11 protein-coding genes are annotated in these 23,798 nt (G+C 69.2%); 3 read left to right on the top strand and 8 right to left on the bottom strand.

What is annotated here, in order from left to right:
- The first annotated feature begins 35 nt into the window (after positions 1-35).
- The 3 genes from FBT69_04505 to FBT69_04495 are packed head-to-tail and all read left to right on the top strand — an operon-like array spanning position 36 to position 2,169.
- Positions 36-650, top strand: coding sequence for a hypothetical protein (locus tag FBT69_04505; GenBank protein ID MDL1904061.1), 615 nt, complete (start codon positions 36-38; stop codon positions 648-650).
- The gene (locus FBT69_04500; protein MDL1904060.1) at positions 647-1,666 is read left to right on the top strand and encodes a hypothetical protein; all 1,020 of its coding nucleotides are present in this window, start codon (positions 647-649) and stop codon (positions 1,664-1,666) included. Before FBT69_04505 ends, FBT69_04500 begins: the two co-directional genes overlap by 4 nt.
- Positions 1,663-2,169, top strand: coding sequence for a low molecular weight phosphotyrosine protein phosphatase (locus tag FBT69_04495; GenBank protein ID MDL1904059.1), 507 nt, complete (start codon positions 1,663-1,665; stop codon positions 2,167-2,169). Before FBT69_04500 ends, FBT69_04495 begins: the two co-directional genes overlap by 4 nt.
- A 2-nt stretch (positions 2,170-2,171) precedes the next feature.
- Here FBT69_04495 and odhB read toward each other — a convergent pair whose 3' ends face one another.
- The 8 genes from odhB to FBT69_04455 form a co-directional block, all read right to left on the bottom strand.
- Positions 2,172-3,440 (bottom strand): 2-oxoglutarate dehydrogenase complex dihydrolipoyllysine-residue succinyltransferase, encoded by a 1,269-nt coding sequence (gene odhB, locus FBT69_04490; protein MDL1904058.1) that lies wholly within the window; start codon positions 3,438-3,440, stop codon positions 2,172-2,174.
- A gap of 55 nt (positions 3,441-3,495) precedes the next feature.
- Positions 3,496-6,357 (bottom strand): 2-oxoglutarate dehydrogenase E1 component, encoded by a 2,862-nt coding sequence (locus tag FBT69_04485; protein ID MDL1904057.1) that lies wholly within the window; start codon positions 6,355-6,357, stop codon positions 3,496-3,498.
- 150 nt (positions 6,358-6,507) lie between these two features.
- A complete protein-coding gene (gene pstB, locus FBT69_04480; GenBank protein ID MDL1904056.1) occupies positions 6,508-7,344 on the bottom strand; it encodes a phosphate ABC transporter ATP-binding protein in 837 nt (278 codons plus the stop codon).
- A gap of 41 nt (positions 7,345-7,385) precedes the next feature.
- Positions 7,386-8,312: a phosphate ABC transporter permease PstA gene (pstA, locus tag FBT69_04475; GenBank protein MDL1904055.1), complete on the bottom strand. Its 927-nt coding sequence runs from the start codon at positions 8,310-8,312 to the stop codon at positions 7,386-7,388.
- 3 nt (positions 8,313-8,315) lie between these two features.
- Positions 8,316-9,302 carry a phosphate ABC transporter permease subunit PstC gene (gene pstC, locus FBT69_04470; protein ID MDL1904054.1) on the bottom strand — a complete coding sequence of 329 codons (987 nt, stop codon included), beginning with the start codon at positions 9,300-9,302 and terminating at the stop codon, positions 8,316-8,318.
- Between the two features lie 31 nt (positions 9,303-9,333).
- Entirely contained in the window at positions 9,334-10,350 is a 1,017-nt protein-coding gene (locus FBT69_04465) for a PstS family phosphate ABC transporter substrate-binding protein (GenBank protein MDL1904053.1), read from the bottom strand.
- A gap of 141 nt (positions 10,351-10,491) precedes the next feature.
- Positions 10,492-11,028 carry a hypothetical protein gene (locus tag FBT69_04460; GenBank protein ID MDL1904052.1) on the bottom strand — a complete coding sequence of 179 codons (537 nt, stop codon included), beginning with the start codon at positions 11,026-11,028 and terminating at the stop codon, positions 10,492-10,494.
- Positions 11,015-23,761 carry a hypothetical protein gene (locus FBT69_04455; GenBank protein ID MDL1904051.1) on the bottom strand — a complete coding sequence of 4,249 codons (12,747 nt, stop codon included), beginning with the start codon at positions 23,759-23,761 and terminating at the stop codon, positions 11,015-11,017. Before FBT69_04455 ends, FBT69_04460 begins: the two co-directional genes overlap by 14 nt.
- Positions 23,762-23,798: the final 37 nt, after the last annotated feature.

The following is a 23,798-nucleotide window of genomic DNA, read 5'->3' as shown; positions in this document are numbered from 1 at the left end:
TCGCCAGCGGGCTGTTCGCGTGCATCCTCGCGTCGATGCCCTGCGCGCTCGCCGCGTGCAACATCGTCGCTCCCGTCTTCATGATCGCGCACGGCCCGCCCAAGACCCCCGCTGCACACACGCTCGAGCGCGACAGGCCGACCGTCATCCTCATCGATGACATCGGCGCCAGGCTCCCGCGCAGCGACCTGCGGCTCGCCATCGCCACCCAGGCCGAGCAGACCCTCGTGGACAAGGGCGTCGTGCGAGACCTGCGCGACGCACGCGCCGCCATCACCGCCTCGCGCCAGTCCAGGACCGGACAACTCGTCCCTGTTACCGAGGTCGGCAAGGCCGTCAACGCCGAGGTCGTCGTCTACGCCGCCGTCGAGGAGTTCACGCTCTCGCCCGACGGCCAGTCCTACCTCCCCACCGCCCGACTCCGCGTGAAGGTCATCGACGTCCCAACCGAGAAAAGGCTCTGGCCCGAGGACGACCAGGGCTACGAACTCCTCGTCACCGCCCCTCAGCGACAGGGGACCGCCCCCGTCGAGGCCGCTCGCATCCGCGAGGCCCAGGAGCAGTTCGCCAAACTCGTCGGTACACGCCTCGCGCAGACCTTCTTCTCCCACGAGAAGACCACCGTCTCGGACGAACGGGCAGCGCGGTGAACCCGGCCGAACGCCAACGGCGCGTGCTCCACCTCCTCGCTCCTCCCCCCACCGGACCGGGGCTGGACGGTGCCACGCTCGCCTGCGCCGCCGCGCTCCGACGCACTCCCGATCACGCCCACACCGTCTGCATCCTCGGCGCGGGCGAGGCCGAAACCCGCGCCGCCGACCTCGGACTCCCCACCCCAGACCGCATCGTCGCGCCGCTCGGCAGAACCGCGCTCGCCCTCAGCGGCCTTCGACGCTTCGTCCGCGACCGCGGCCCATTCGACGCCGTGCAGTGTTGGACCAAGGGCATCGAGACCACCGCACGCCGTGCCTGCGGCCCGACGGCCCGAATCCTCCCCCTCCCCTCAGCGCACGTCCTCGCCGCCGCCGCCGCAGACAGCGACTCGCGAACCGATCGCGCCTCCGCCCGGATCGCCCTCGAACTCGACGAGCACGACTTCGCCGTCGCACTCCTCGCGGACCCGCCCTCGGCGGGCGACGCTCGCCAGTTCATCTTTCTGGTCGGCCTCCTCGACATCGCCGGCACGACCATCTGCGGTCTCGTGGACGCCCGATCCGCCTCGCTCCCACGCGCGCGCCGCTTCCACGCCCGCGCGCAGATCAACTGGCGACTGCTCGTGACCAGGCGCGCCATCCCCTCGCTCATCGCCGCGTGCGACGCGGCCGCCGTCGTCGCCCGTCCCACCGACACGCACGCTCCGCCGCCCGCCGCACTCATCGCCGCCGCGCACGCCACGGGTGTTCCCGTCGTCGCCGCGACACGCATCGTGCAGGAACCGCTCTACCCCGACGAAGCACGCGACCACTGCGCCGCCGCGCTCGGCTCGGCAAACGCCATCGCCGGCGCCCTCCTCCGGCTCACCGGTGACCGTCCCCGACTCGCCGCGCTCTCCGACGCCGTGCGCCGCCACGCCCGCGAACTCGTTGAGCGATCGGACTACGCACGCACACTCGATCTCGCCTGGCGCGGTCGGAACCACGACGCACGCGAGGAGGCCGCCGCATGAGCGCGAACCACGAAACGCCGCCACGCTCGCTCCTCTTCGTCTGCCTCGGCAACATCTGCCGATCCCCGCTCGCCGAGGGCATCTTCCTCCACCTCGCTCATGCACGCGGCCTGCGCGACCGATTCGAGGTCGATTCCTGCGGCACCGGCGCGTGGCACGTCGGCGAACGCCCCGACGCACGCGCCGCAGCCGTCGCCCGCGCCAACGGTGTCAAACTCGTCTCCATCGCACGCCGGCTCGACCCCCGCACCGACTTCCAGCGCTTCGAACTCATCCTCCCCATGGACCGCTCGAACCGCGACCATCTCCTCGACGCCGGCGCGCCCGAAACCCGCGTCCGCCTCGTGCGCTCCTTCGACCCCTCGCTCCACGGCGCGCCGGAATGCGAACTCGACGTCCCCGACCCCTACTACGGCGGCCCCGACGGCTTCCAGCACGTCTATGACATGCTCACGCGATCCTGCCACGGCCTGCTCGACCGCATCGCCCCCAACCACGCCTGACTTCACAGGTCCAGCATCAGCCGCTCAGGACGCTCGATCCCCTCACGGATACGCACCAGGAACGACACCGCCTCCGCGCCGTCCACGATCCGGTGGTCGTAACTCAACGCGAGGTACATCATCGGACGCAGCGCGATCTCACCCGGACGCTCCGGGTGCTCCACCGGACGGTTCCGTATGGCGTGCATCCCGAGAATCGCCGACTGCGGCGGGTTCAGGATCGGCGTCGAGAGCAGGCTCCCGAACACCCCACCGTTCGTGATCGTGAACGTCCCTCCCTGCAACTCGCTCAGCTCGAGCTTCCCGTCCCGTGCCCGGACCGCGAAGTCCTTCACCTTCGCCTCGATCTCCGCGAACGAAAGCCGCTCCGCGTTCCGAACCACCGGCACCACCAGGCCCTTCGGGCTGGCGACAGCCAGCGCGATGTCGCAGTAGTCGTGCTTCTCGATCGCGGGCCTGCCCTCCTCATCCGTCACGATCGACGCGTTCACCAGCGGGAACGCCCGCAGCGCGCTCACCGCCGCACGAACGAAGAACGACATGAACCCCAGCCCAACCCCGTGCTTCTTCTCGAACGACTCCTTGTACCGCTTGCGGAGCTCCATGACAGCCGTCATGTCGCACTCGTTGAAGGTCGTCAGCATCGCCGCCGTGTGCTGCGCCTCCACCAGCCGCGCCGCGATCCGCTGCCGCAGCGGACTCATCCGCTCACGCGACACCACGCGCGACGCCTCCCCGCCCGAGGGGGCCGCCCCGGACGCCACACCCGAAGCCACACCAGGCCCTCGCGACTGCACCGCCGCAAGCACGTCCTGCTCGCGGATGCGCCCGCCAGCGCCAGTCCCGACGATGCGCGACAGATCGACCCCCAACTCCTCCGCCATCTTCTCCGCCAGCGGCGTCGTGCGAGGGCGTTCCGGAGGAACCGCCACCGGCGCGGCCGCCCCGGACTTCGGCGCTTCCGCTTTCGCCTCCACAGGTTTCGATGCCGCCTTCGGCGCCTCGGCCGGCTCCGGCTTCCCCCCCGCCGGCTTGGCCGATTCATCCACCGTACCCACCACCGCGCCGATCCCGACCTCATCGCCCTCCTTCGCCGCGTGGTGCAGCACGCCCGACGCCGGAGCCGTCACCTCCATCGTGATCTTGTCCGTCTCGAGGTCCAGCACAGGCTCGTCGCGCTGCACGAAGTCCCCCTCCGCACGACGCCACGACGCGATCACGCCGCTCGTCACCGACTCGCCAACGTTCGGAATCACGATATCCACCGGCATGAGGATCGTCCCTGTCTCGACGGGGTCTTGAGCGTAGAGGCTCCCAGCCCGGGCGTCATGCACCGGCGGCGACGGGCTTCGTCTGCGCCGGCGGCGCATCCCCCGATTTCTCCACGGGCCTCGGCCCCACCGCACGCGAAAGTATCGACTCCTGCTCGACCGCGTGAATCCGCTTCGAGCCGACCGCAGGCGTCGGGCTGGCCTCACGCCCGAGGTACTTCGCCGTGATCCCCAGCTCCTCGCGCAGCCGATCCATCACGAACATCGCCGCCCCCGCGTTCCGGGGCTCTTCCTGCGCCCACGCCACCTCCGCCGATGCCGGGTAGCGGTCCAGGATGCCCTTCAGCATGTCCCGGTGGAACGGGTAGAACTGCTCAAGCCGAACGAGCGCGATGTCCGTCCGACCAAGCTCACGACGACGCTCCTCCAACTCGAAATAGAACTTCCCGGTGCAAAGGATCACACGCGTCACGCCCTTGCGGTCCGCCGCCTTCGGCCCCTCGAACGCCGGGTCGTCGATCACCTCCAGGAACCGACCACGCTCCAACTCGTCGATCGTGCTCGTCACCTTGCGCAGCAGGCTCTTCGGCGTCAGCACCACCAGCGGCTTGCGGAACGCACGCTTCACCTGCCGACGCAGCAGATGGAATATCTGCGCCGCCGTCGATGGGTACACGACCTGCATGTTCCCGCCCGCGCACAGCGTCAGGAAACGCTCCACACGCGCCGACGAATGCTCCGGACCCGCTCCCTCGTACCCGTGCGGAAGCAGCAGCACCAGCCCCGACCACCGCTCCCACTTGCTCTCCGCCGACGCCAGGAACTGGTCGATGATCACCTGCGCCCCGTTCGCGAAGTCCCCGAACTGCGCCTCCCAGATCACCAGCATGTTCGGGTCCGCGAGCGAGTACCCGTAGTCGAAACCCATCACCGACACCTCGGACAGCGGGCTGTCGTACACGCAGAACCGCGCCTGCTGCTTCCCGAGCGCGAACGGCTCGCCCGCTCCAGGCTCCCACAGCGGGAGCATGTTGTTCAGCGGCGTGTACGGCTCGGCCGTCTCGAAGTCACGCAGAACAGCGTGCCGGTGGCTGAACGTCCCCCGCCGGCTGTCCTGCCCGCTCAAACGGATCGCCACGCCCTCAAGCAGCAGCGTACCAAACGCCAGCGACTCCGCGTCCGCGTAACTGATCTCACCCGTCTTCGGCAGCTGCGCTCGCGACTCCAGCAGCCGCTTCAGCTTCGGGTTCACCCGGAAGCCCTCGGGCACCCTCGCCAGCCCCGCGCACACACGCTCGATCAACTCCCGCTTCGCACCCGTCTCCACCGGATCGTGCGAGTACCGCGGCTGAAGCCCCGACCACCGAGCGCTCCCCGGGTCGATCGTCGGGTCATACGGCGAACTCTTCGCCGCCTCCTGCGCCTTCTCCAGCGCTTCGTCCAGCTGCTGGCGGATCGCCTCCATATCCGCCTCGTTGATCACCCCCTCCGCCAGCAGCCGCTCCGCGTACACCTTCAGCACGCTCGGCTTCCGCTTGATCAGCGCCGCCATCACCGGCTGCGTGAACGAGGCCTCATCCTGCTCGTTGTGCCCGTACCGCCGGTAGCACCACATGTCGATGAACACGTCCTTGCGGAACCGCTGACGGTACTCGATCGCCAGCTGCGCCGCCGCGACGCACGCCTCCGGGTCTTCCCCGTTCACGTGCAGCACCGGCGCCTCGACGAACTTCGCCACGTCCGTGCAGTACCGCGAAGACCGCCCGTCCTCCGGCAGCGTCGTGAACCCGATCATGTTGTTCACGACCACGTGGATTGTCCCCCCCGTCGTGTACCCCTCCAGCTGCGACAGGTTCAGGCACTCCGCCACGATCCCCTGCCCCGCGATCGCCGCGTCGCCGTGCACCAGCGCGGGGATCACCCGACGCCGTTCCGTGTCACCCCGCAGACGCTGCTTCGCCCGGCACCGCCCCAGCACGATCGGGTCCACCGCCTCCAGGTGGCTCGGGTTGCTCGCCATCGCAAGGTGCAGCATCCGGCCGTTCCCGAACTGCCGCGTACCGGAGTAGCCCCGGTGGTACTTCACGTCCCCGCCACCGTCCGCGAAGTCCTGCTCCCAGTTGTCCTCGAACTCCGTGAAAATCTGCGCGTAAGTCTTCCCCAGGATGTTGTTCAGCACGTTCAGACGCCCGCGGTGCGCCATCCCGAGCACGATCTCCTCGACCCCGAGCTCCGTGCTCGCTTCCGCGAGCCGGTCCAGCAGCGGGATCAGCGACTCGCCACCCTCCAGGCTGAACCGTTTGTCCCCGGGGTAACGCTTCGCCGTGAAGTTCTCGAACTGCTCCGACGCCAGCAACTGCGCCAGAACGTGCGCACGCTCACCATGCGTCAACTCGATCCGGCCGCGACGGCTCTCGAACCACGCCAGCAGCCACTCACGCTCCTCCACCGTCTGGATGTGCATGAACTCCGCGCCCGTCGAGCCGCAGTACGTCTCCTCCAGCCTCGCAACGATCTCACGCAGCGGGGTCGCCGCCGCCATCCCGATCGCGCTCGCGTCCGCGGGCCGGTCAAGGTCCGCCTCGCTCAACCCGTGGTGCCCCAGCGAAAGAGCGACCGGCCGCTCCCTCTCACGACCGAACGGGTCCAGCCGCGCCGCCATGTGCCCCATCACCCGGTACGACTCGATCAAGCGGTCCACCGCGACTTGGAACGGCGAGGCGTGCCCGACCGCCGGCTGCTGCACCGACGACGACGGCGGAGAACCCGCCAATGCCAACTCGAACCCGGCAAAGAACGCCCGCGACTCGGGCGACACCGACCCAGGGTCGCGCCGGTACCGCTCGTACTCAGCGTCGAGGTAGGGGGCGTTCCACCCGTTCACGGAGGGGGACACGGCTCTGGGCGGGAGGCTCATCACGAATCCCTGTGGGAGGGCCGGAGGACGGCCGCACGGTCGCCCCCGGGCATTCCGGGATAGTAGGCGAAGGTATCGGCAACAACGGGCCGCGACTGCCGAACTGCCCCCCGCTTCCCCCGCAAACCGCCCCCGGACGGGGCCGCACGCTCACCCGAACCGCCCGCTGATGTACTGCTCCGTCAGTTGCTTGCCGGGGTTCTGGAACACCTTCTCCGTCCGGTCGAACTCCACCATCTCCCCGAGGTACATGAACGCCGTGAAGTCCGACACACGCCCGGCCTGCTGCATGTTGTGCGTCACGATCAGCACCGTCACACGCTCCTTCAGCGACTGCACCAGTTCCTCGATCCGGGCCGTCGCCACCGGGTCCAGCGCGGAGGTCGGCTCGTCGAACAGCACCATCTCCGGCTCCGTCGCCAACGCCCTCGCGATGCACAGCCGCTGCTGCTGACCGCCCGACAGGTCATACGCCGGCTTGCGAAGCCGGTCCGACACCTCGTCCCACAACGCCGCCGCCCGGATCGCCGCCTCCACACGGTCCGCGATCTCCGACCGGCCACGAACACCCTTCATCCGAAGCCCGAACGCCACGTTCTCGAAGATCGACTTCGGGAACGGGTTGGGCTTCTGAAAAACCATCCCGATCCGCATCCGCATCTCGATCGGGTTGACTCGCCGGTCGATGATGTCCGTCCCGCTCGGGTGCAGCACAATCTGCCCCGCGTACCGCGTGTTCCGGTACAGGTCGTGCATCCGGTTGAAGCACCGCAGCAGTGTCGTCTTCCCGCACCCCGAAGGACCGATCAGCGCGGTCACACGCCGATCCGCGATCGGGATCGACACGTTCTTCACCGCCTGCACCCTCCCGTACCAGAAACTCAGTGCGCGAACGTCCGCCTTGATCGGCGGCGGGACGTGCCGGCCCGACGCCACCCCAGGCCACGCCGACCACGCCTCGCGCAGCGACGCCTCACGAGTCTCCATCTGCTGTGCCACGGGGCGGTCCATCGTCTCCAGTCCTGCCGTCACCATCGGATCCGCCTCCTCATCCGGTTGCGGACCACGATCGCCAGGGCGTTCAGTCCCAGCGTAGCCACGATCAGCACGATCCCGGCGGCCGCCGCGTTCGCAAGGAACGCCTCCCCGGGCCTCGACACCCAGTTGAACATCTGGATCGGCAGCACCGTGAACCCCGAATCCAGCCACTCGAACGGTCCGTACAGCCCCCCGCCATCCTCCTCCGGACGCGGCGCGAACGGCGTCGGCGGCAGGAACGCGATGAACGTCAACGCCCCGATCGTGATCAGCGGCGCCGTCTCACCGATCGCTCGCGACAACGCGATGATCACACCCGTCGCAATACCACCGGTCGAGTACGGCAGCAGGTGGTGCCGCACCACCTGCCACCGCGTCGCACCCATCGCGTACGCCGCCTCCCGGATGTGCTGCGGGATCGACCGCAGCGCCTCGCGCGTCGCCACGATCACGATCGGAAGAATCAGCAACGCCAGCGTCAGCCCCCCCGCCAGGATGCTCTCGCCAAGCCCGAACGTGTACACGAACAAGCTGAGCGCCATCAGCCCGTACACGATCGACGGCACCCCCGCAAGGTTCGCGATGTTGATCTCGATGATCGCCGTGAACCAGTTCCGACGGCTGTATTCCTCGAGAAACACGCCCGCAGCCACCCCAAGCGGGATCGCCGTGAACGCCGTCACCAGCATCACGTAGAACGATCCGACGATCGCCGACGCGATGCCCGCCTGCTCCGCCTTTCGCGACGGAAACGATGTCAGAAAACTCCACGACAGCCGCCCGAGACCGGTCCTCGTCAGGTCGAGCAGCAACGCCCCCAGCACCAGCAGCGCAATCACCGTCAGCGACGCCCCGAGCGCCTGGAACCCGAGGTCCTGGTACCGCCGGAACCGGATGGTGCGCTCAATCGGGGTCATGCGTCAGTACGCCTGCCTGAATCGCTTGCGGAGCAGGTACCCCGCCACGTTGAATCCCAGCGTCGCCACGAACAGCGTCAGCCCCGCCGCGAAGATCGCCTGATACCCGATCTCCCCGTGCTGCACGTCCCCCAGGCTCACCGACACGATGAACGCCGTGATCGTCGCCCCGGGCTGCCCGGGATTCACGGCGTCCAGCGGACGCGCCGGGTCGATGCTCAGCGGCTGCTGGCCCGCCGCCACCGCCACGATCATCGTCTCACCCACCGCACGCGAGATGCCCAGCACGTATGCCGCCGCGATCCCCGAGAACGCCGCCGGGAACACCACCCGCATCGCCGTCACGATCTTGTTCCCACCCACCGCGAACGAACCCTCACGCAGCAGCATCGGCACCGCACGCATCGCGTCCTCGCTCAGCGAACTCACGTACGGGATGATCATGATCCCCATCACCAGACCCGCCCCCAGCATGTTGAACGTCGGCAGGCCCGGCCACATCCGCTGCAGCAGCGGCGTCACGAAGAGCAGCGCAAAATACCCGTACACCACCGTCGGAACCGCCGCCAGCAACTCCAGCACCGGCTTCACCGTCTCGCGCAGGCGCGCCGGTGCGAACTCGCTCAGCCAGATCGCAATGACGCTCCCCACCGGCAACGCCACCGCAAGCGCGACCATCGTCGTCACCAGCGTACCCATCAGCAGCGGAACGATCCCGTACCGCGGCACCGCGAACTGCGGCGTCCACATCGTGTCCGTCAGAAAGTCCTTCACCCCCACCGCACGGAAGAACGGCACCGACTCCGAGATCAGGATGTACACGATCCCCAGCGTCACCGCGATCGACGACGCCGCAGCCAGCGCGAGCACGCACTGCATCGCCCGGTCCACCACCGCCCGCCGCAACCGCAGCACGGCCGCTGCATCGGCGTGCGGCACCGATCGCTGGACCGGCTTCGCGGCATCTGCGGCTTCCCGCGGCTCCACCATCTCGCTCCGGGGCGATCCGCCCCCGCTTGCCTCACCGCGTCGGCTGGCGGCTCAGAATCTCCTCGACCGAAACACCAACCTCCGGCTCGCCGCCGAACGCCGTGCCCGTCTGCCCCGAGCGTAGCCGATCCCGGGCCATCTCGTAGGCACGCGCCGGCAGCGGCAGATACTTCACCTCCTCAGCCAGTTCCGCCGCGTGCTCAAGATAAAAGTCCACGAACTGCTTCACCCACGGCTTCGTCTCGTACGAGTTCCTGTTCACGTACAGGAAGAGCGGCCGCGACAGCGGGTTGTACAGCCCCTTCACCACGTTGTCCATGTCCGGCAGCATCGGACCGTGCTCGTCCTGCTCCCAGTCGATCGCCACCGCGCGCAAACGGTTCGTGTTCTCCGCGTAGTACGCGAACGGCAGATACCCCAGCGCGTGCCGATTGCCCTCGATCCCACGCACCAGCACGTTGTCGTCCTCGCTCCCCGTGAAATCGCCCCGGCTCGACTTCGCCTTCCCCACGACCGCCTCGGTGAAGTAATCGAACGTCCCCGAATCCGTCCCCGGACCGAACAGGTCGATCCGGTGCTCAGGCCAGCCGGCGCGGACCTGGCTCCACATCGTGATCTTCCCCTGCGCTTCAGGCTCCCACAACCGCTTCAGCTCCTCGACCGTCATCGAGGTCGCCCACGTGTTGTCCTTGTGCACCGCAACCGTGATCGCGTCGAAGCAGATCGGCAACTCAAAGTACTCCACCCCGTTCTCGCGCGCCAGCGCCATCTCACCCCCCATGATCGGACGAGACGCGTTCGAGATGTCCGTTTCCCCCCGGCAGAACTTCTTGAATCCCCCGCCCGTCCCCGAGATGCCGACCGTCACCTTGACGCGACCCCGCGTCGAGTTCTGGAACTCCTCCGCCACCGCCTCCGTCACGGGAAAGACCGTGCTCGAACCATCAATCTTCACCAAGCGGTCCTGCGCGACCGCCGGTGAAGTCGCCGGAACGCTCGAAACCGCGAACGCCAGAGCCGCCCAGGCAGCCGTGCCCAACAATCCCATCCGCGTGCGCATGCGTGTCTCCTTGAAGATCGCACGATCGTAGCGAACAGCGCGCCACACCACGCGCAGCACCCGCCCGAAACCACGCGGATTCCGGCTAAGTTTGCGCTAAGGCGCCGCGAACCTTCCTGACGTATCGCCTCACCGGCCGCCCATCCGGAACGTGATCGGCCGCGGCGTGTCCGCTCTCGGCCCCCCGTCCGTCGGGGTGAACACCGCCGTCAGTTCCGTCGTCGTCGCAGGGAACTGGTCCGTCGACGCCTGACGGATGTCCAACTGGAACAGATGCACCGGCCCCACCGCGTTGCGGCGCCGCGTCGCCGCCAGCATCCCTTCCGTCATCGTCCACGTCGCCAGTTCCCGCCCCGACGCCGTGTCCGTCAACGCCAGCCGGACACCGCCGTCCTCGTGCACCGGCACCGGGTAGCCGTTGATCCAGAAATACATCGTCACCAGCAGCGTGTCCGGGTAGCCGTTGCGGTCCTCGTCAACCGGCGCGTCCACCCCCAGCGTCACGTACGACACCGGCGCGCCCGCCGGCGCGGGCGGGATCGCATGTCTCCGATCCTCCTCCACCGTACCCGACGACGCGCACCCCGTCAGCGACGCCACCGACGGCGCAAGCACGGCGGCCGCCACACAAACCGCCAACCGCAGCCGCCGATCATCGCCCGTCATCGGCCATCTCCTCCCGCCGCGCCCGATCCGCCGGGAAACGCGGAACGCTATCCCAGTCAACGCCGCTCGACACCGGCCTCATCGAGTCGCCCTCCGGCTCGCCCCGCCTCTCATCCGCGGGGAACTTCGGGGCATCCGCCGGGAACTCGTCCATCGGCTGCGGCGACAGCCGCTTCGGCACCTCCGTGTCGTCCAACGCCTCGATCACCCGCTGCGGATCGCTGATCCGCATGATCTCACCGTCGCTCAAACGCTGGTACCGCTCGATCGAACCCGACCCCCCGGGCACGATCCGAGGCGTCAGGATCACCAGCAATTCCGTCTTCTGGTTCAGCATCTTGTTCGAGCGGAACAGCCCGCCCACCACCGGCAGGTGCCCGAAGAACGGGATGCGGTTCTCGCGCTCCTCCGCCGTCGTCTGGATCAGGCCGCCGATCACCACCGTCTGCCCGTCCATCACCGCCACCGTCGTCTCCACCTTGCGAACGTTGATCACCGGGCTGGACAGGTTCTCCGAAATCTGAATCTCGCGCTGGCTCAGCGTCGAAATCTCGGGTCGGATGTCCATCCGCACGAACCCGTCCGGGCTGATCGTCGGCACCACCTGCAGGATGATCCCGATCTCACGCCGCTGCACGTCCGATCGCACGTTCCCCGTGTCCGAACGGTCGAACGCCGACACCAGCCCGATGTCCTCGCCCACCTGAATCCGCGCGATCTCGTTGTTCCGCACCGTCACCTGCGGCCGGCTCAGAACCTCCAGTTTCCCCTGCACCTCCAGCGCGCGGATCAGCAACTCGAAGTCCAGCGACGACACCGCGATGTTCGGCGTCCCGATCGCCGACGAGACCCCCGTCCCAGCCGCGAACACCCCGATCTTGTACGCGTCGTTCCCCAGGCCCGTGTCGCCCCCCACGCGAACGTCGAACCCCCACGTGTTCTCCGCGTCCAGCGACACCTCCGCCAGCAGCACCTGGATCATCACCTGCGGCGGCGCGGCGTCCAACTCACGCACGATCCGCTCCACCGTGTCCAGGTACCGCGGCGACGCCGAGATCAGCAGCTTGTTGCTCTTCTCGTCCCCGACGATCGTCACCTCGTTCTCCAGCTGCCTCGCCGCCGAGCCTTGCATCTCCGCGCTCAGCGTCCGCTGCAGCCGGTCCGCCTCCGACTGGAAGTACCCCTGCAGCGTGCGCTCCACGTCCGTCGCACGCGCGTTCGCAAGGTGCACGACCATCTGCTCGCGCTCGTTCGCCTGGATCGAGTCCAGCTCACGCACCACGTCCCCCACCAGTTCCAGGTACTCCTCCGTCCCCGACACCAGCAGCGAGTTCGTCCGCGCGTCGATCGTGATCGAGAGCTCCTGCCGAACGTCCGGCACCGCCGTCACGTTCGTTCGCCCGAGGCCGCTCAGCGTCGGGTCGTCCTCCGCCCCGGGCATCCCCGTCGGGATCAGCACCAGCCGGTCGCCCTGCTGCTGCAGGTTGAACAGGTCGCGCAGCAACTGCGCCATCGCGCGCGCATCCGCGTTCACCAGCCGGTAGTGCTCGATCTTCCGCGACCCCGCTCGGCTCATGTCCAGGTCCGAAACGATCGCCGACACCAGGTCGACGATCTGCGTCGGCGCGGCCACCATCACCGAGTTCGTCCGAAGGTCCGGCGTGATCCGCACCTGCTCCCGGATGAAGTCGTCCACCTCCGCCTCGGTCATGTCGCGCCCGGCAAGCCCCTCCGCCCCCTGTGCCACCTGGTCGCGGAAGTACCGCAGCCGCACCGCCTGCCCCCCCGCCGCACCGGACAGCGAACGCCCCGCAAGCACGCCCTGGATCAGCTGCACCACCTCGATCGCGTTCGCCGACTTCAACTCGATCCGCCGAACGTCCTGCACCGTCGCGATCTCGTTCGTGTCCAGCCGCTCCACCAGCCCGCGGATCACGTTCACGTCGTCCTGCGTCCCGCTCACGATCAGCGCGTTCAGACGCGGGTTCGGCACCACCAGCACGCTCCCCGACCCGCGCCGCTCGTTCTCACGCTGCACGTACAGGCTGTTGATCGACTGCACCGCGTCCACCGCCCGCGCCGCCTTCAACTGGATCAACGCCACCCGCTCCCCGCGCAGGATCGCGTTCGCGTCCTTCCGCAGCGCCTCGATGAAATCCCGCACCAGCTGCAGGTTCTCGTCGCTGCACGCCAGGATCAGCAGGTTGTTCGTCGCGTCCGGCACGATGCTGAACACGTCCCCCGGCGACTGCACGCTCCCCGCACGCTGCGTCGCCGCGATCCGGTCACGCATCAGGCGGTCAAGGCTCGCGGCCAGCTGCGTCACGTTCCCGTCCGGCACCGGGATCACGTGCAGCCCCACGGAATACGACGCGTCCGCCGTGTCCAGCGACTCGATCAGGCTCCCCACGACCTCGAAACTGCGCTGGCTCGTCGCCACGATCAGGCTGTTCGTTCGCAGGTCCGACGAGATCACCAGACGGTCCTCCGGCCGCAGCGAACCCGCCTGCTCACGCTGCCGGAAGACGTCACCGATGATCGCTCCGACGCGGTCCGCCAGCGCGTGCTTCAACGGGAAGAACCGCACCAGGTTCCCCGCCGCCGCCAGTTCCACGTCCAGCTGCGACACCAGCTCGTTCACCAGCCGCAGGTTCGCCGGCGTCCCGACCACGATGATCGAGTTCAGGTCCGTCTCCGGCGTGATCGAAAGCCCCACCAGCGGCGCGAAGATGTCCGACTCGATCCGCGACGCAGGGTCCATCGGATCCCCGCCCTTCTGCACCATCCGCAGCCGAGCCGCCTGGTTCCGAAGCGCGGCGATCTCCGGCGTCGATGCCTGCGCGTCGATCAGCACGCTCCGCAACGTCGCCGCAACCGTCCGCGCGTCCGCGTGTTCCAGCCGGATGATCGTCGGCTCCACCCAACGCTCCGCACGGTCGTCGTCCAGGTCGCGGATCAGCACCTCCACGAGCGCGACCGCCTCCTCACGACCGGCCACGATCAGCGCGTTCGTGCGCTCGTCCACGGACACCGCGATCTCGCCGGCCAGCGCCTGGCCCGTCGTCGTCACCGGCAGACCGCGCCGCTGCGTCCCCGGCAGTCGCCGCAACGCCTCCCCCTGGCTGAACAACTGCTCGATGATCCCACGCACCCGCACCGCGGCCGAGTTCTCCAGCGGGAAGATGCGCACCACCACCGAATCCCCGATCGGCAGCGTGTCCAGCGAACGCACCACCGACTCCATCACCCGAACGTTCCCCTCCGTCGACGCGATCACCACCGCGTTCGACTGCACGTCCGGCACCAGCCGGATCGGCCTGGAGAGGTCGAGTTCCAACTTCCCCTGGTCCAGCCCCGTCGGCCTCAGGTTCAGCCGCCGCACGTGCTCCGACAGCGCAGCCGCCTGACTCGACCCCGACGCCTGCTGCGCCGGATCCAGCATCACCCGCAGCGTCTGCACCAGCGCTTCCGCGGACGCCAGCCGCAACTGGATCACCGACGCGTGCTGCGTCGCGTCCGCGGGCGCGGCGTCCAGCGCACGCACCAGGCCCACGATCACCTGACCGTCGTGCGCCCCCGCGATCACCGCCAGCGCCTGCCGAGTCTTCAGCGGAATCAGCGTCACCGGCTCCGAGACCACACCAGGCCGATCCCCCTGCGGCGGGCGCGTCACGCCCATCTGCTCCAGCATCTGCCGGACCGCCTCCGCCGAGTTGTTCTGCACGTCGATGATGAACACCCCGGGCGCGATCCCCCCAGGACCGATCGGCTGGTCCACGCCGTCCGGCGCAATCGCAGGCGTGTCCAGCTCACGCACCACGCGCTCGATCTGCTCGAAAATGCCCGGCGAAGCCGCGATCACCAGCGAGTTCGTCGTCCGGTCAACCTCCACGCTCAGCGTCTCGCCAAGCTGCTGCGCCGCAGGCGCGAACGTCGCACGGATCGTCTGCTGCAGCCTCGCCGCCGGGATGCTCGTCAGCCGCAGCACGTGCGGCGAGACCCGCAGCCCGCTCCCCGAAACGATCGCCTGCGCCAACGCCTTGATCTGCGCCAGCTCCGTCCCCGCCGCACGCACGATCAGCGCGTTGCTCGCGTCGTCGCCGTACACCATCACCGCGCCGGGGCCGGTGCGACGGATGCGGTCCGACTGGAACATCTCGCGGATCGCCTGCGCCACCTGCGACGCCTTCCCCGCGTCGATCGGGATCACCGTCGGCTCGGGCATCGCCGCGAACCCCGGCACGTCCAACTGCTCCACCACTCGCTCGATGCGCAGCAGCTCCTGGCGGCCAGCCGAAACGATCAGCGAGTTCGTGAACACCTCCGCCGAGACCGACGGCGTCCCCTCCGCCGACACCAGCACGGGCGGCGGCAGCGCGGCCGATCGCTCGTCCTGCCGAACCCCACGGTTGGCCTGGTCCTGCGCTCGACGCAACTGCTCCGCCATCGCCTGGTCCTGCAACTGCGCCCGGAACCCCTCGTTCAGCGCTCGCGCCACGCTCGTCGCGTCCGCGTGCTTCAGCGGGATCACCACCAGCTGCCGCGACGTGTCGTACGCCTCCGTGTCAAGCTTCGAAAGCAGCGCCCGGATGTTCTCCCACTCCCCTTCGTCCGCGCTGATCACCAGCGAGTTGCTCGTCGGGTCCGCGATGATCGTCGCGTTCCGCGCCCCCGCCGTCGTCGCCTCCGCCGCGAACCGCCCGTAGAACACGCCCAGCGCCTTGGCCGTCTGCTCCGCGTCCGCGAACTCCAGCTTCACGAACTCCGACTTCCGACCCGGACCGGACGGCACGTCCAGCTGCTCGATCATCTCCGAAATCTGACGCATCTGGTCCGGCGTCGCCAGGATGCTCAGCGTGTTGTCGATGCTGTTGAAGTCGATGCTCGGGTCCGGCTCCCCGGTACCCCGCGGCCGGTTCCGCAGCAGCAGGTTCAGCGTGAAACGCACGTCCGTCGCCAGCGCGTGGTTCAGCCGCACCACGCGGAACTGCTGCATCTGCTGCTCAGGCTCCACGTCCAGCCGGCGAACGTGCTCCTGCACCTGCGCGATCGCCTCGTCCGATCCCGTCAGCATGATCGAGTTGCTGCGAACCACCGGCGTGATCTTGACCTTCAGGTTCTCAGGCAGCGCGGCCCGCAACGCCTCCACCACCTCCTGCACCCGCGCCTTCTCCAGGCTGATCGTCACGATCGATCCAACCTGCCGAACCTCGTCCAGCATCGCCACCAACCCGTCCACCTGCGCGAACACCTTCCCGGGCGCGGAAACGATCAGCGAGTTCGTGCTCGGCTGCGCTGTCACGATCACGCGGTCCTCCGCGCGACCCGTCGCCGGGAACTGCTCACGGATCACGTTCGCCGCGTCCGCAACGTTCGTGTTCTGCAGGTAGTACATCTCCCGCCGGCGGTCCGGACCCAGCTCCGGCTGGTCCAGCTGCGCAACCATGTCGCGGATCATCGCCATGCTCACAGGGTCCGCCGACACCAGCAGCACGTTCCCGTCACGCGAACCGATGATCGACAGCCCGTCCTCCGGAAGCCCCTCCGCCCGCGCCCGCTCCAGGAAGAACTGCCGCAGGCTGTTCCCCGCCCGGTCCGCCTGCGCGTGCTCAAGCCGGATCGACTCGATCACCTGATCCGGCCTGCCGCTCGCCGTGTCCAGCTGCTCGACGTACGCCTGCGCCTGCTCGACCTTCGCCCCCTTGCCCACCAGGATCAGCGTCCGACGCCGACGGTCCACCTCCACCGTCACCGCGTCCGGATCCGGACCGCGCCACGTCCGCCACCCCGGCGTCACCATCGAACGCTGGATCACGTTCGCCAGCGCCTGAGGGTCCGCGTTGCGCACCGGCACCGCACGCACCACCAGCGCGGTCAGGTCCGAACGAGGCTGGTCCAGCGCGGCGATGATCCGCTCCATCGTCGCCATCGTCTCGCCCTGGCCCATCACCACGATGCTGTTCGTGTGCTCGTTCGGACTCACGAACAACTTGTCCTCGCTCGACGCCTCCGGCCTCCCCCCGAACCACGGCATCCGCTCGTACTGCAACTCCCACGCGATGTCCGTCACCGTCTCCTGGATGTCCGTCACGCGCACGTGCTGCAACTGCACGATGTTGAACCGCATCTCCTTCGACGGCGCAGCCTCGTCGAACGTCGAAGCCAGCGAACGCAACTGCTCGAAGTCCTCGTCGCTCGCCGCGATCACCACCGTCCCGCTCCGACGATCTCCCGTGATCGCCACCCCAGGCCCCGCACGCCGCCCCGCACGCTGCGTCGCCTGCGCACGGTCCTGGTAGAACTGCCGCAACGCCTGCGACACCGTCTGCGCATCCGCGTTGTGCAGCCTGATCGCACGCACCGGCAGGTCCGCAACCTTGCTCGTGTCCACCTCCGCGACCACCGACCGCACGTCCGCCAGGTCCGCCTCCGAAGCCCGCACCACCAGCAGACCCGACTGGTCCTCCGCCGATATCTGGATGCGCTCACGCCGACCCGGATCACGCCCGATCAGCACCTGCTCCACGATCCGCTGCACCGTGCTCGGCTGCGCGTGCGCCAGCGGCAGGATCGCCAGCGAAAGCCCGTCCTCCGCCTGCCGAACGTCCGCCGCCGCCAGCAGCCGCACGATCTCCTCGTGCTGCGACGCCGACGCCGTCACCAGCATCGAGTTCGTCCGGTCGTCCGCGATGAACCGCGCCCGCGGCAGGTCGTTCGCCCCCGGCCCCTGCCGCTGCGCCTCGAACAACTGCTGCAGCGTCGGCGACAACTCCGTCGCCCGCGCGTTCTCCAGCGCATAGCGACGGATCGCCAGCCGGTCCGCCACAGGACTCTGGTCCAGCAGCGAGATCAGCCCGTCGATCAGCCCGATCGCCTCGTCCGGCGCGGCCACGATCACCGACGCCCCCCCCGGGTCCGGAGTCACCGTCACCAGCGACGGATCGACCGCCCCACGCACCGGCCGCTCGCCCGGCGCCACCACCGTCAGGTCCAGGCCCCGGAGCCGCTGCGCCTGCCGCCCGCGCGGCGTGATCTGGAACAAGTCCTGGATCGCCGACGCCGCTCCCGCCGCCGTCACGTTCGACAAAGGATAAATCTTCACCGTCAGCGACCGCTGCGCCTCCAGCGACGCCAGCGATGCGATCAAGCGCCCAACCGTCTGAAAGTCCGTGTCGTTCGCCCACACGATCAGCGCGGTCTCGCTCGGGTCCGACGCGACCGCCACGCGACCCGTGAACCCGCCCGGGTTGGCCGCCGACACACTCCCGACGTTGCTCACCGTCTGCGACACCAGCTGCTGGATCGCCCGTGCATCCGCCGACGCAGGCAGCGTCACGATCCGCACCGACGTCGGCTCCGCCGGCATCTGCTGCTCGATCAGCCGCGCCAGCTCCAGCACCCGCTCCGTCAGCCGCGGCGACCCGACCACCACCAGGCTGTTCGACGACGGATCGACCGCGATCCGCACCGTCGGCTCCTCGGCCTCCGCCTCCGGCTGCGCCATCGCCCCCGACCCGACGACCCACACCAGCGCGCCCGCCGGCCCGCCCGTCACCGCAGGCGCACGCCGAAACCCCGCGTCGCTGCGCGGCTCCCCCCCCCCCGACGGCTTCGCGTCCCCCTGCAGCAGCTCCTCCGTCGAGATGATCTCGACCTTCACGCCGCCCTGCTGCTCCAGCAGCCGCTTCAGCGTCGCCGCCATCAGCTGCGCGTCCGCCCGAGAGCGGTCGATCGGGATCATCCGCATCTGCCGGCTCGTCGTCAGTGTCGCCGCGTCCAGTTCGCGCGCCAGCCGGTCCACCGTCTGCATCTGCGCCGCCGTCGCCCGCACGATCAGCGCGTTCCCGCCCGCGTCCACCCGGATCGTCGGCGGCTGCCTCCCGTCCGCCTCGTCCGCGAACACCGCCTCGAGGTTCTGCGCCAGCGTCGTCGCGTCCGCGTTCACCAGCGGGATCACCCGCACCAGACGCTCGCCCCCCGGCCCGCCTTCCGGCGGCGCGTCCAGCTGCGCGATCACCTGCTCCGCAAGCTCCAGCGTCGCAGGCGGTGCGCTCACCACCACCGCGTTCAGCCGCCGCTCCGCCGCCACGCGCACCTTCGCCGTCCGTTCCTCGCCAGGCCCGCGCAGCAGGAACTGCCACCGCTGCCACTCCGGCACCATGTCGATCGCGGACTCACGCACCAGCACCTGCTCGACGATCGGCGCCACCGTCTCCGCCCGCGCGTGCCGCAGGAACACCGTCCGCACCGACACGCGGTCAGGCTCCACCGTCGCGTCCATCTCTCGCACCAGTTCCCCCGCCTGCGCAAGCCGTTCCGCAGACGCCGCCACGATCACCGAGTTGCTCGCGGGTTCCGGCGTCACCGTCGGCGTCGGCTCACCCGGCCGTGCCTGCGCCGTCAGCGCGGCCCGCAACGCCTCCGCCGCGCTCGCCGCCTGCCCACGCTCGAACCGGAACACCGCCACCTGCACCGACCGCGAAGCCGCAGGCTGGTCCAGCGTCTCCACCAGCTGACGCGCCATCGGCACCAGCACGCTCGGCGCGCTGATCACCAGGCGGTTCGTCTGCGCGTCCGCGTTCACCCGCGGCGACGCCACCGACACCCCCGCTCGCTCCGCCCGCACCAACTCCGCAGGCCACCGCGCCCGATCCGAGACCAGCGACTCCACCGTCCCGGCAACCGCACGCGCGTCCGCGTGACGCAACTCCACCACCGCCAGCTCCGTCTGCGGCACACCCGGCACCCGGCCGTCGAACTCCGACATCAGCCGCACCGCCTCGGCCACCTGCTCCTGCGTTCCTACCGCGACGATGCTCCCCGAGCGAGCGTCGGGCGTCAGTTCCATCGCACGCCGGCCCTGCGGCACCGTCTGGTTCACGATCCGCGCCACCGTCTGCGCCAGTTCACCCGGCGCGGCCCGCGCCGGCGTGAACGTCTCCACCACGCGCCCCGTCGCCTCCACCGGCTCATCCAAGCGCCGGATGATCGTCCGCGCCAGGTCCAGCGTCTCCGCGGGCGCGGACACGATCAGCGAGTTTGTTCGCTGCTCCGCCTCCACACGGATCGTCGGACGACGGAACAACTCCGGCGTCCGCGCATAACGCAACTGCAGCGTCAGAATCCGGGGGTCCGTCTCCTGCTGCTGCATCAGCAGCCGCTCCACCGTCTGCGCGATCTGCGTCGCGTCCGCGTGTTCAAGCGCGAACGTCTCGACTCCCATCGTCTCCGGGTCCACCGGCCGAACGTCCAGCGGCGCAACCAGTTCCTCCACCTTCCGCAGGTCCGCCTCCGACCCCGACAGGATCAGCGCGTTCGAGCCGGTCGCCGCGATCACCCGCACGTCGCCACCGCCGGGCAGCTCCATGCTCGGGATCGTCGCCGTCAGCGTCTGCGCCACCGCCGAGGCGTCCGCGTACGACAGCGGCGTCACCCGGATCACTCGCCGACCGGACGCCGCCGCCTCCGTGTCCAGCGCACGCACCAGCTCCTCCGCGACCTGCTGGATCGCCTCCGGCGCGGAGATGATCAGCGTGTTCGAACCCGCGTGCGACGACACGTTCAGCAACGCCTCCGCAGCCGCCGGAGAACGCCCCGCACGCTCCTCCTCGTCACGCAACCGCGTCGCCAGCAGGTCCCGCAGCAGCGGCTGCAACCGCTCCGCCCGCGCGTGCTTGAGCGCGTACATCTTCAGCGTCGTCGCCGGACGGTCCGGCGCCTGCCCGATCTCCTGCAGCACACGCTCCACGTCCGCGAACACCGCCGACGGCCCGCTCACCACCAGCGACCGCGTCGCCGGCTCCGTGCTCACCGTCACCGGCGTCCGGCTCCCAACCCGAAACGCACCGCTCGACGAGAGCTCACGCAGCGTCCTCGCCACCGCGTCCAGGTCCGCCCGCTCCAGCCGGTACGTCCGCACCTCCGCGTCGTCGCCACGGTGCTGCTGGTCCAGCGAACGCACGATCTGCTCGAAACCCGCCAGACGCTTCCCAGGAGCGTCCACGATCAGCGAGTTCGTCGCCCGGTCCGCACGCACCGTGATCTCCTTCGGAAGCCGCAGGTCCGGACGAGGCAGCCGAGTCCGAGGATCGATCGGCATCGGCGGCTCCGGATACATCTGGTCGATCGTCTGCGCCAACTCCTCCGCTCGCGCCCACGCCAGCGGGAAGATGCGAATCTCCCGGCCCTCGGCGTCCAGCGCCTGCGTCTCATTCAACTGCTCCACGATCGCCTCGATCTCCGGCAGCAGGTCAGGGTGCGCCGACACGATCAGCGTGTTCGTCGGGTCGTCCGCCCGCACGTTCACAGGCTGCTTCGATCGCTCTTCCGGCGTCCGCTGGTCGAACGACGACTGCAGCACCTGCGCCAGGTTCCCCGCGTCCGTGCTCCGCAGCCTCAGAATCCGCAGCGGAGGCCTCTCCCCGGCCTGACGCGCGTCCACGCTCCGAACCAACTGCTCGATCACCGCCAACTGCGACGGCTGCGCAGCAACCAGCAGCGAGTTCGTCGACTCGATCGGCTCGAACACCGGCCTCGGACCGCCCTGGATGATCAGAGACTCACTCGCCGCCGCCATCTCGTTCAGAAACGAGATCACCTCGTGCACGCTCGCCAGCTTCAACTCGATCATCCGGACCTCACGCACCGGCGAGACCAACTGCTGCACCTGCCCGATCACGCTCGAAAACTGCTGCATCCCCGCCGGATCCCCCATCACCAGCAGGTTCCCCGACACCGCGTCGATCTCGATCTCCACCCGCCCCTGCTGCTCACGCGGCAGCCCCTCGTTCAGACGCGTCAGCAACTCCTCCACACGCGCCCGAACCTTCGCGGGATCGCCCGCGCCCGCAGGAACCACCCGGAACTCACGCCGGCCCGGCTCCTCCGCGTCCAGCTGCGCGATCAACCGCTCCAGCACACCGTGCTGCCCGGGCAGCGCACGCACGATCAGCGTGTCCAGCTCGTCCAGCGGCTCGAACGTCGGCTCGTGGTACGCCGACCCGTCGTCCGGCGTCAGCATCGGACGAGCCAACCGCTCCAGCCGCGGACCCAGCTGCGACGGCACCGCCGTCTTCAGCGCATACGCCCGGCTCTCAACGTCCACCACCACCCCGGACTCCGCCGTCCGCAGCAACTGCTCCAACCGCGCCAGACCCGCCCGCGTCCCGATCAGCGTCACGCTCCGGCTCGCCCCGTCCAGCGTCGCACGCACCGGGTCACGCTCCGCCTCGCCCGTCGCAGCGTCCAGTTCCTGCGCACGCGCCAGCATCGCCGCGGGGTCGCCCGTCGCGATCCGAACCACCCGCACCTCCACGTCCGCCCCCGAACGCACGTCCAGGCCCGCGATCAGGCCCTCCAGCGCCGCCACCTCCGCGGGCGGACCCGCCACCAGCAAGCCGCGACCGTCCGGCGTCGCCGTGAATCGCACCGCCGACTGCTGCCGCGGTGTCAGCATCCGCGACAGAATCTGCTCCACCCGCGCAGGCTCCACGTGCTTCAACGCCACCACCCGCCCCACGCTCTCCGCAGCCGGCCGGCGAGCATGCCCCGTCTCCGCCGCCGGGTCGATCTCACCGATCAGCGCGCTCGCCTGCGCCAGCAACGACTGCGACGCCACCACGCTCACCTTGTTCACCGTGCCGAGCGGCACAACCACCGGCTTCGACTCCTGCGGCACCGCCGCGTACAGCGCGTTGAGCCGCTGCGCCGCCTCGTCCGGCGTGATCGTCTCCAGCGCGAACGTCATCATCTGCCGATCGCCAGTCACGCCGTCCCCGGGCACGTCGATGATCGTGATGAGCTCCCGCACCGTCTGAAGCCGAGCCTCAGGACCCACCGCGATCACCGAGTTCGTCCGCTTGTCCGACTCCAGGCTCAGCCCCGCGATGTCGATCTCCTCCAGCGTCCGCACCTTCCCGTCCTGCGGGTTGATGATCTGCTTCACCACACGCTGACCCACCAGCCCCTTCAGCGCGGTCACCGCCTGCTCCGCGTTCGCGTGCCGAAGCCGGAAAAGCTCGAACGCCGAGTCCACCGGCCTCTGCGCGTCGATCAACGCGATCACGTCCCGCAGACGAACGCACTGCGCCGCCGTCTCCACGAGGATCAGCATGTTCTGAGCCTCGACCGCCGTCACCGCACCGAACGGCGCGAGCAAGGGCTTGATCTGCTCCGCAACCACGTTCGCCCGCGAGTTCTGCAGAGGGATCATCACCGTCAGAATCTGGTCCGGCGTCACGCCGGGCGGGATCAGCGAAGCGTCGAAAACCTCGCTCGGCCTCTTCACGGCGTCCGCTAGCGTCGAGAGATACAGATAGTTCTGCTCACGCCGAAGCATCACCCCGTGCATCCGAAGGTTCAGGTTCAGGATGCTCAGCGCTTCCGCGAACGAGTACTCCGTCTGCCCCCCGACCCACGTCATCGCACCCGCGGGCACCGGCGCCTCACGCACGATCGGAAGGCCCGTCGTCCGCGCGAAATAGTCCAGCACCTGGTCGAACGGCGTGTCCTTGAACACGAACCCCACACGACGATCCTCCGGCTGCGCGCGCCGCTCCTCCGGATGCTCGACGGCGGCCGCGGGGGCCGGTTCCGACGCCGGTGGCGCCGGCGCCTCAGGCGCGACGATCCCCTCCGGCGCTACCGCTTCCTGCGCGAACACCGAGCACGCCCCCCCCGCCGCCGCAAAGAGGGATGCCGCCACCATCAACCGTCTCTGTGCCTGCCGGGCCATGGACTCGCTCCTTCTGCCAACGAACGCCGCCCTCCGG

The sequence above is a fragment of the Synechococcales cyanobacterium CNB genome (assembly GCA_030263455.1).
Lineage (GTDB): Bacteria > Planctomycetota > Phycisphaerae > Phycisphaerales > UBA1924 > CAADGN01.
The sequence above is the reverse complement of the archived record's forward strand: the minus strand, read 5'-3'. Positions and strand labels throughout refer to the sequence as shown.

Bases quoted from the DNA above. Each gene is read 5' to 3' on its own strand.
- pstA (MDL1904055.1), bottom strand. From the start codon at position 8,312: ATGACCCCGATTGAGCGCACCATCCGGTTCCGGCGGTACCAGGACCTC.
- FBT69_04455 (MDL1904051.1), bottom strand. From the start codon at position 23,761: ATGGCCCGGCAGGCACAGAGACGGTTGATGGTGGCGGCATCCCTCTTT.
- pstB (MDL1904056.1), bottom strand. From the start codon at position 7,344: ATGGAGACTCGTGAGGCGTCGCTGCGCGAGGCGTGGTCGGCGTGGCCT.
- odhB (MDL1904058.1), bottom strand. From the start codon at position 3,440: ATGCCGGTGGATATCGTGATTCCGAACGTTGGCGAGTCGGTGACGAGC.
- FBT69_04505 (MDL1904061.1), top strand. From the start codon at position 36: ATGCCCTGCGCGCTCGCCGCGTGCAACATCGTCGCTCCCGTCTTCATG.
- FBT69_04495 (MDL1904059.1), top strand. From the start codon at position 1,663: ATGAGCGCGAACCACGAAACGCCGCCACGCTCGCTCCTCTTCGTCTGC.
- FBT69_04460 (MDL1904052.1), bottom strand. From the start codon at position 11,028: ATGACGGGCGATGATCGGCGGCTGCGGTTGGCGGTTTGTGTGGCGGCC.
- FBT69_04485 (MDL1904057.1), bottom strand. From the start codon at position 6,357: ATGAGCCTCCCGCCCAGAGCCGTGTCCCCCTCCGTGAACGGGTGGAAC.
- FBT69_04465 (MDL1904053.1), bottom strand. From the start codon at position 10,350: ATGGGATTGTTGGGCACGGCTGCCTGGGCGGCTCTGGCGTTCGCGGTT.
- pstC (MDL1904054.1), bottom strand. From the start codon at position 9,302: ATGGTGGAGCCGCGGGAAGCCGCAGATGCCGCGAAGCCGGTCCAGCGA.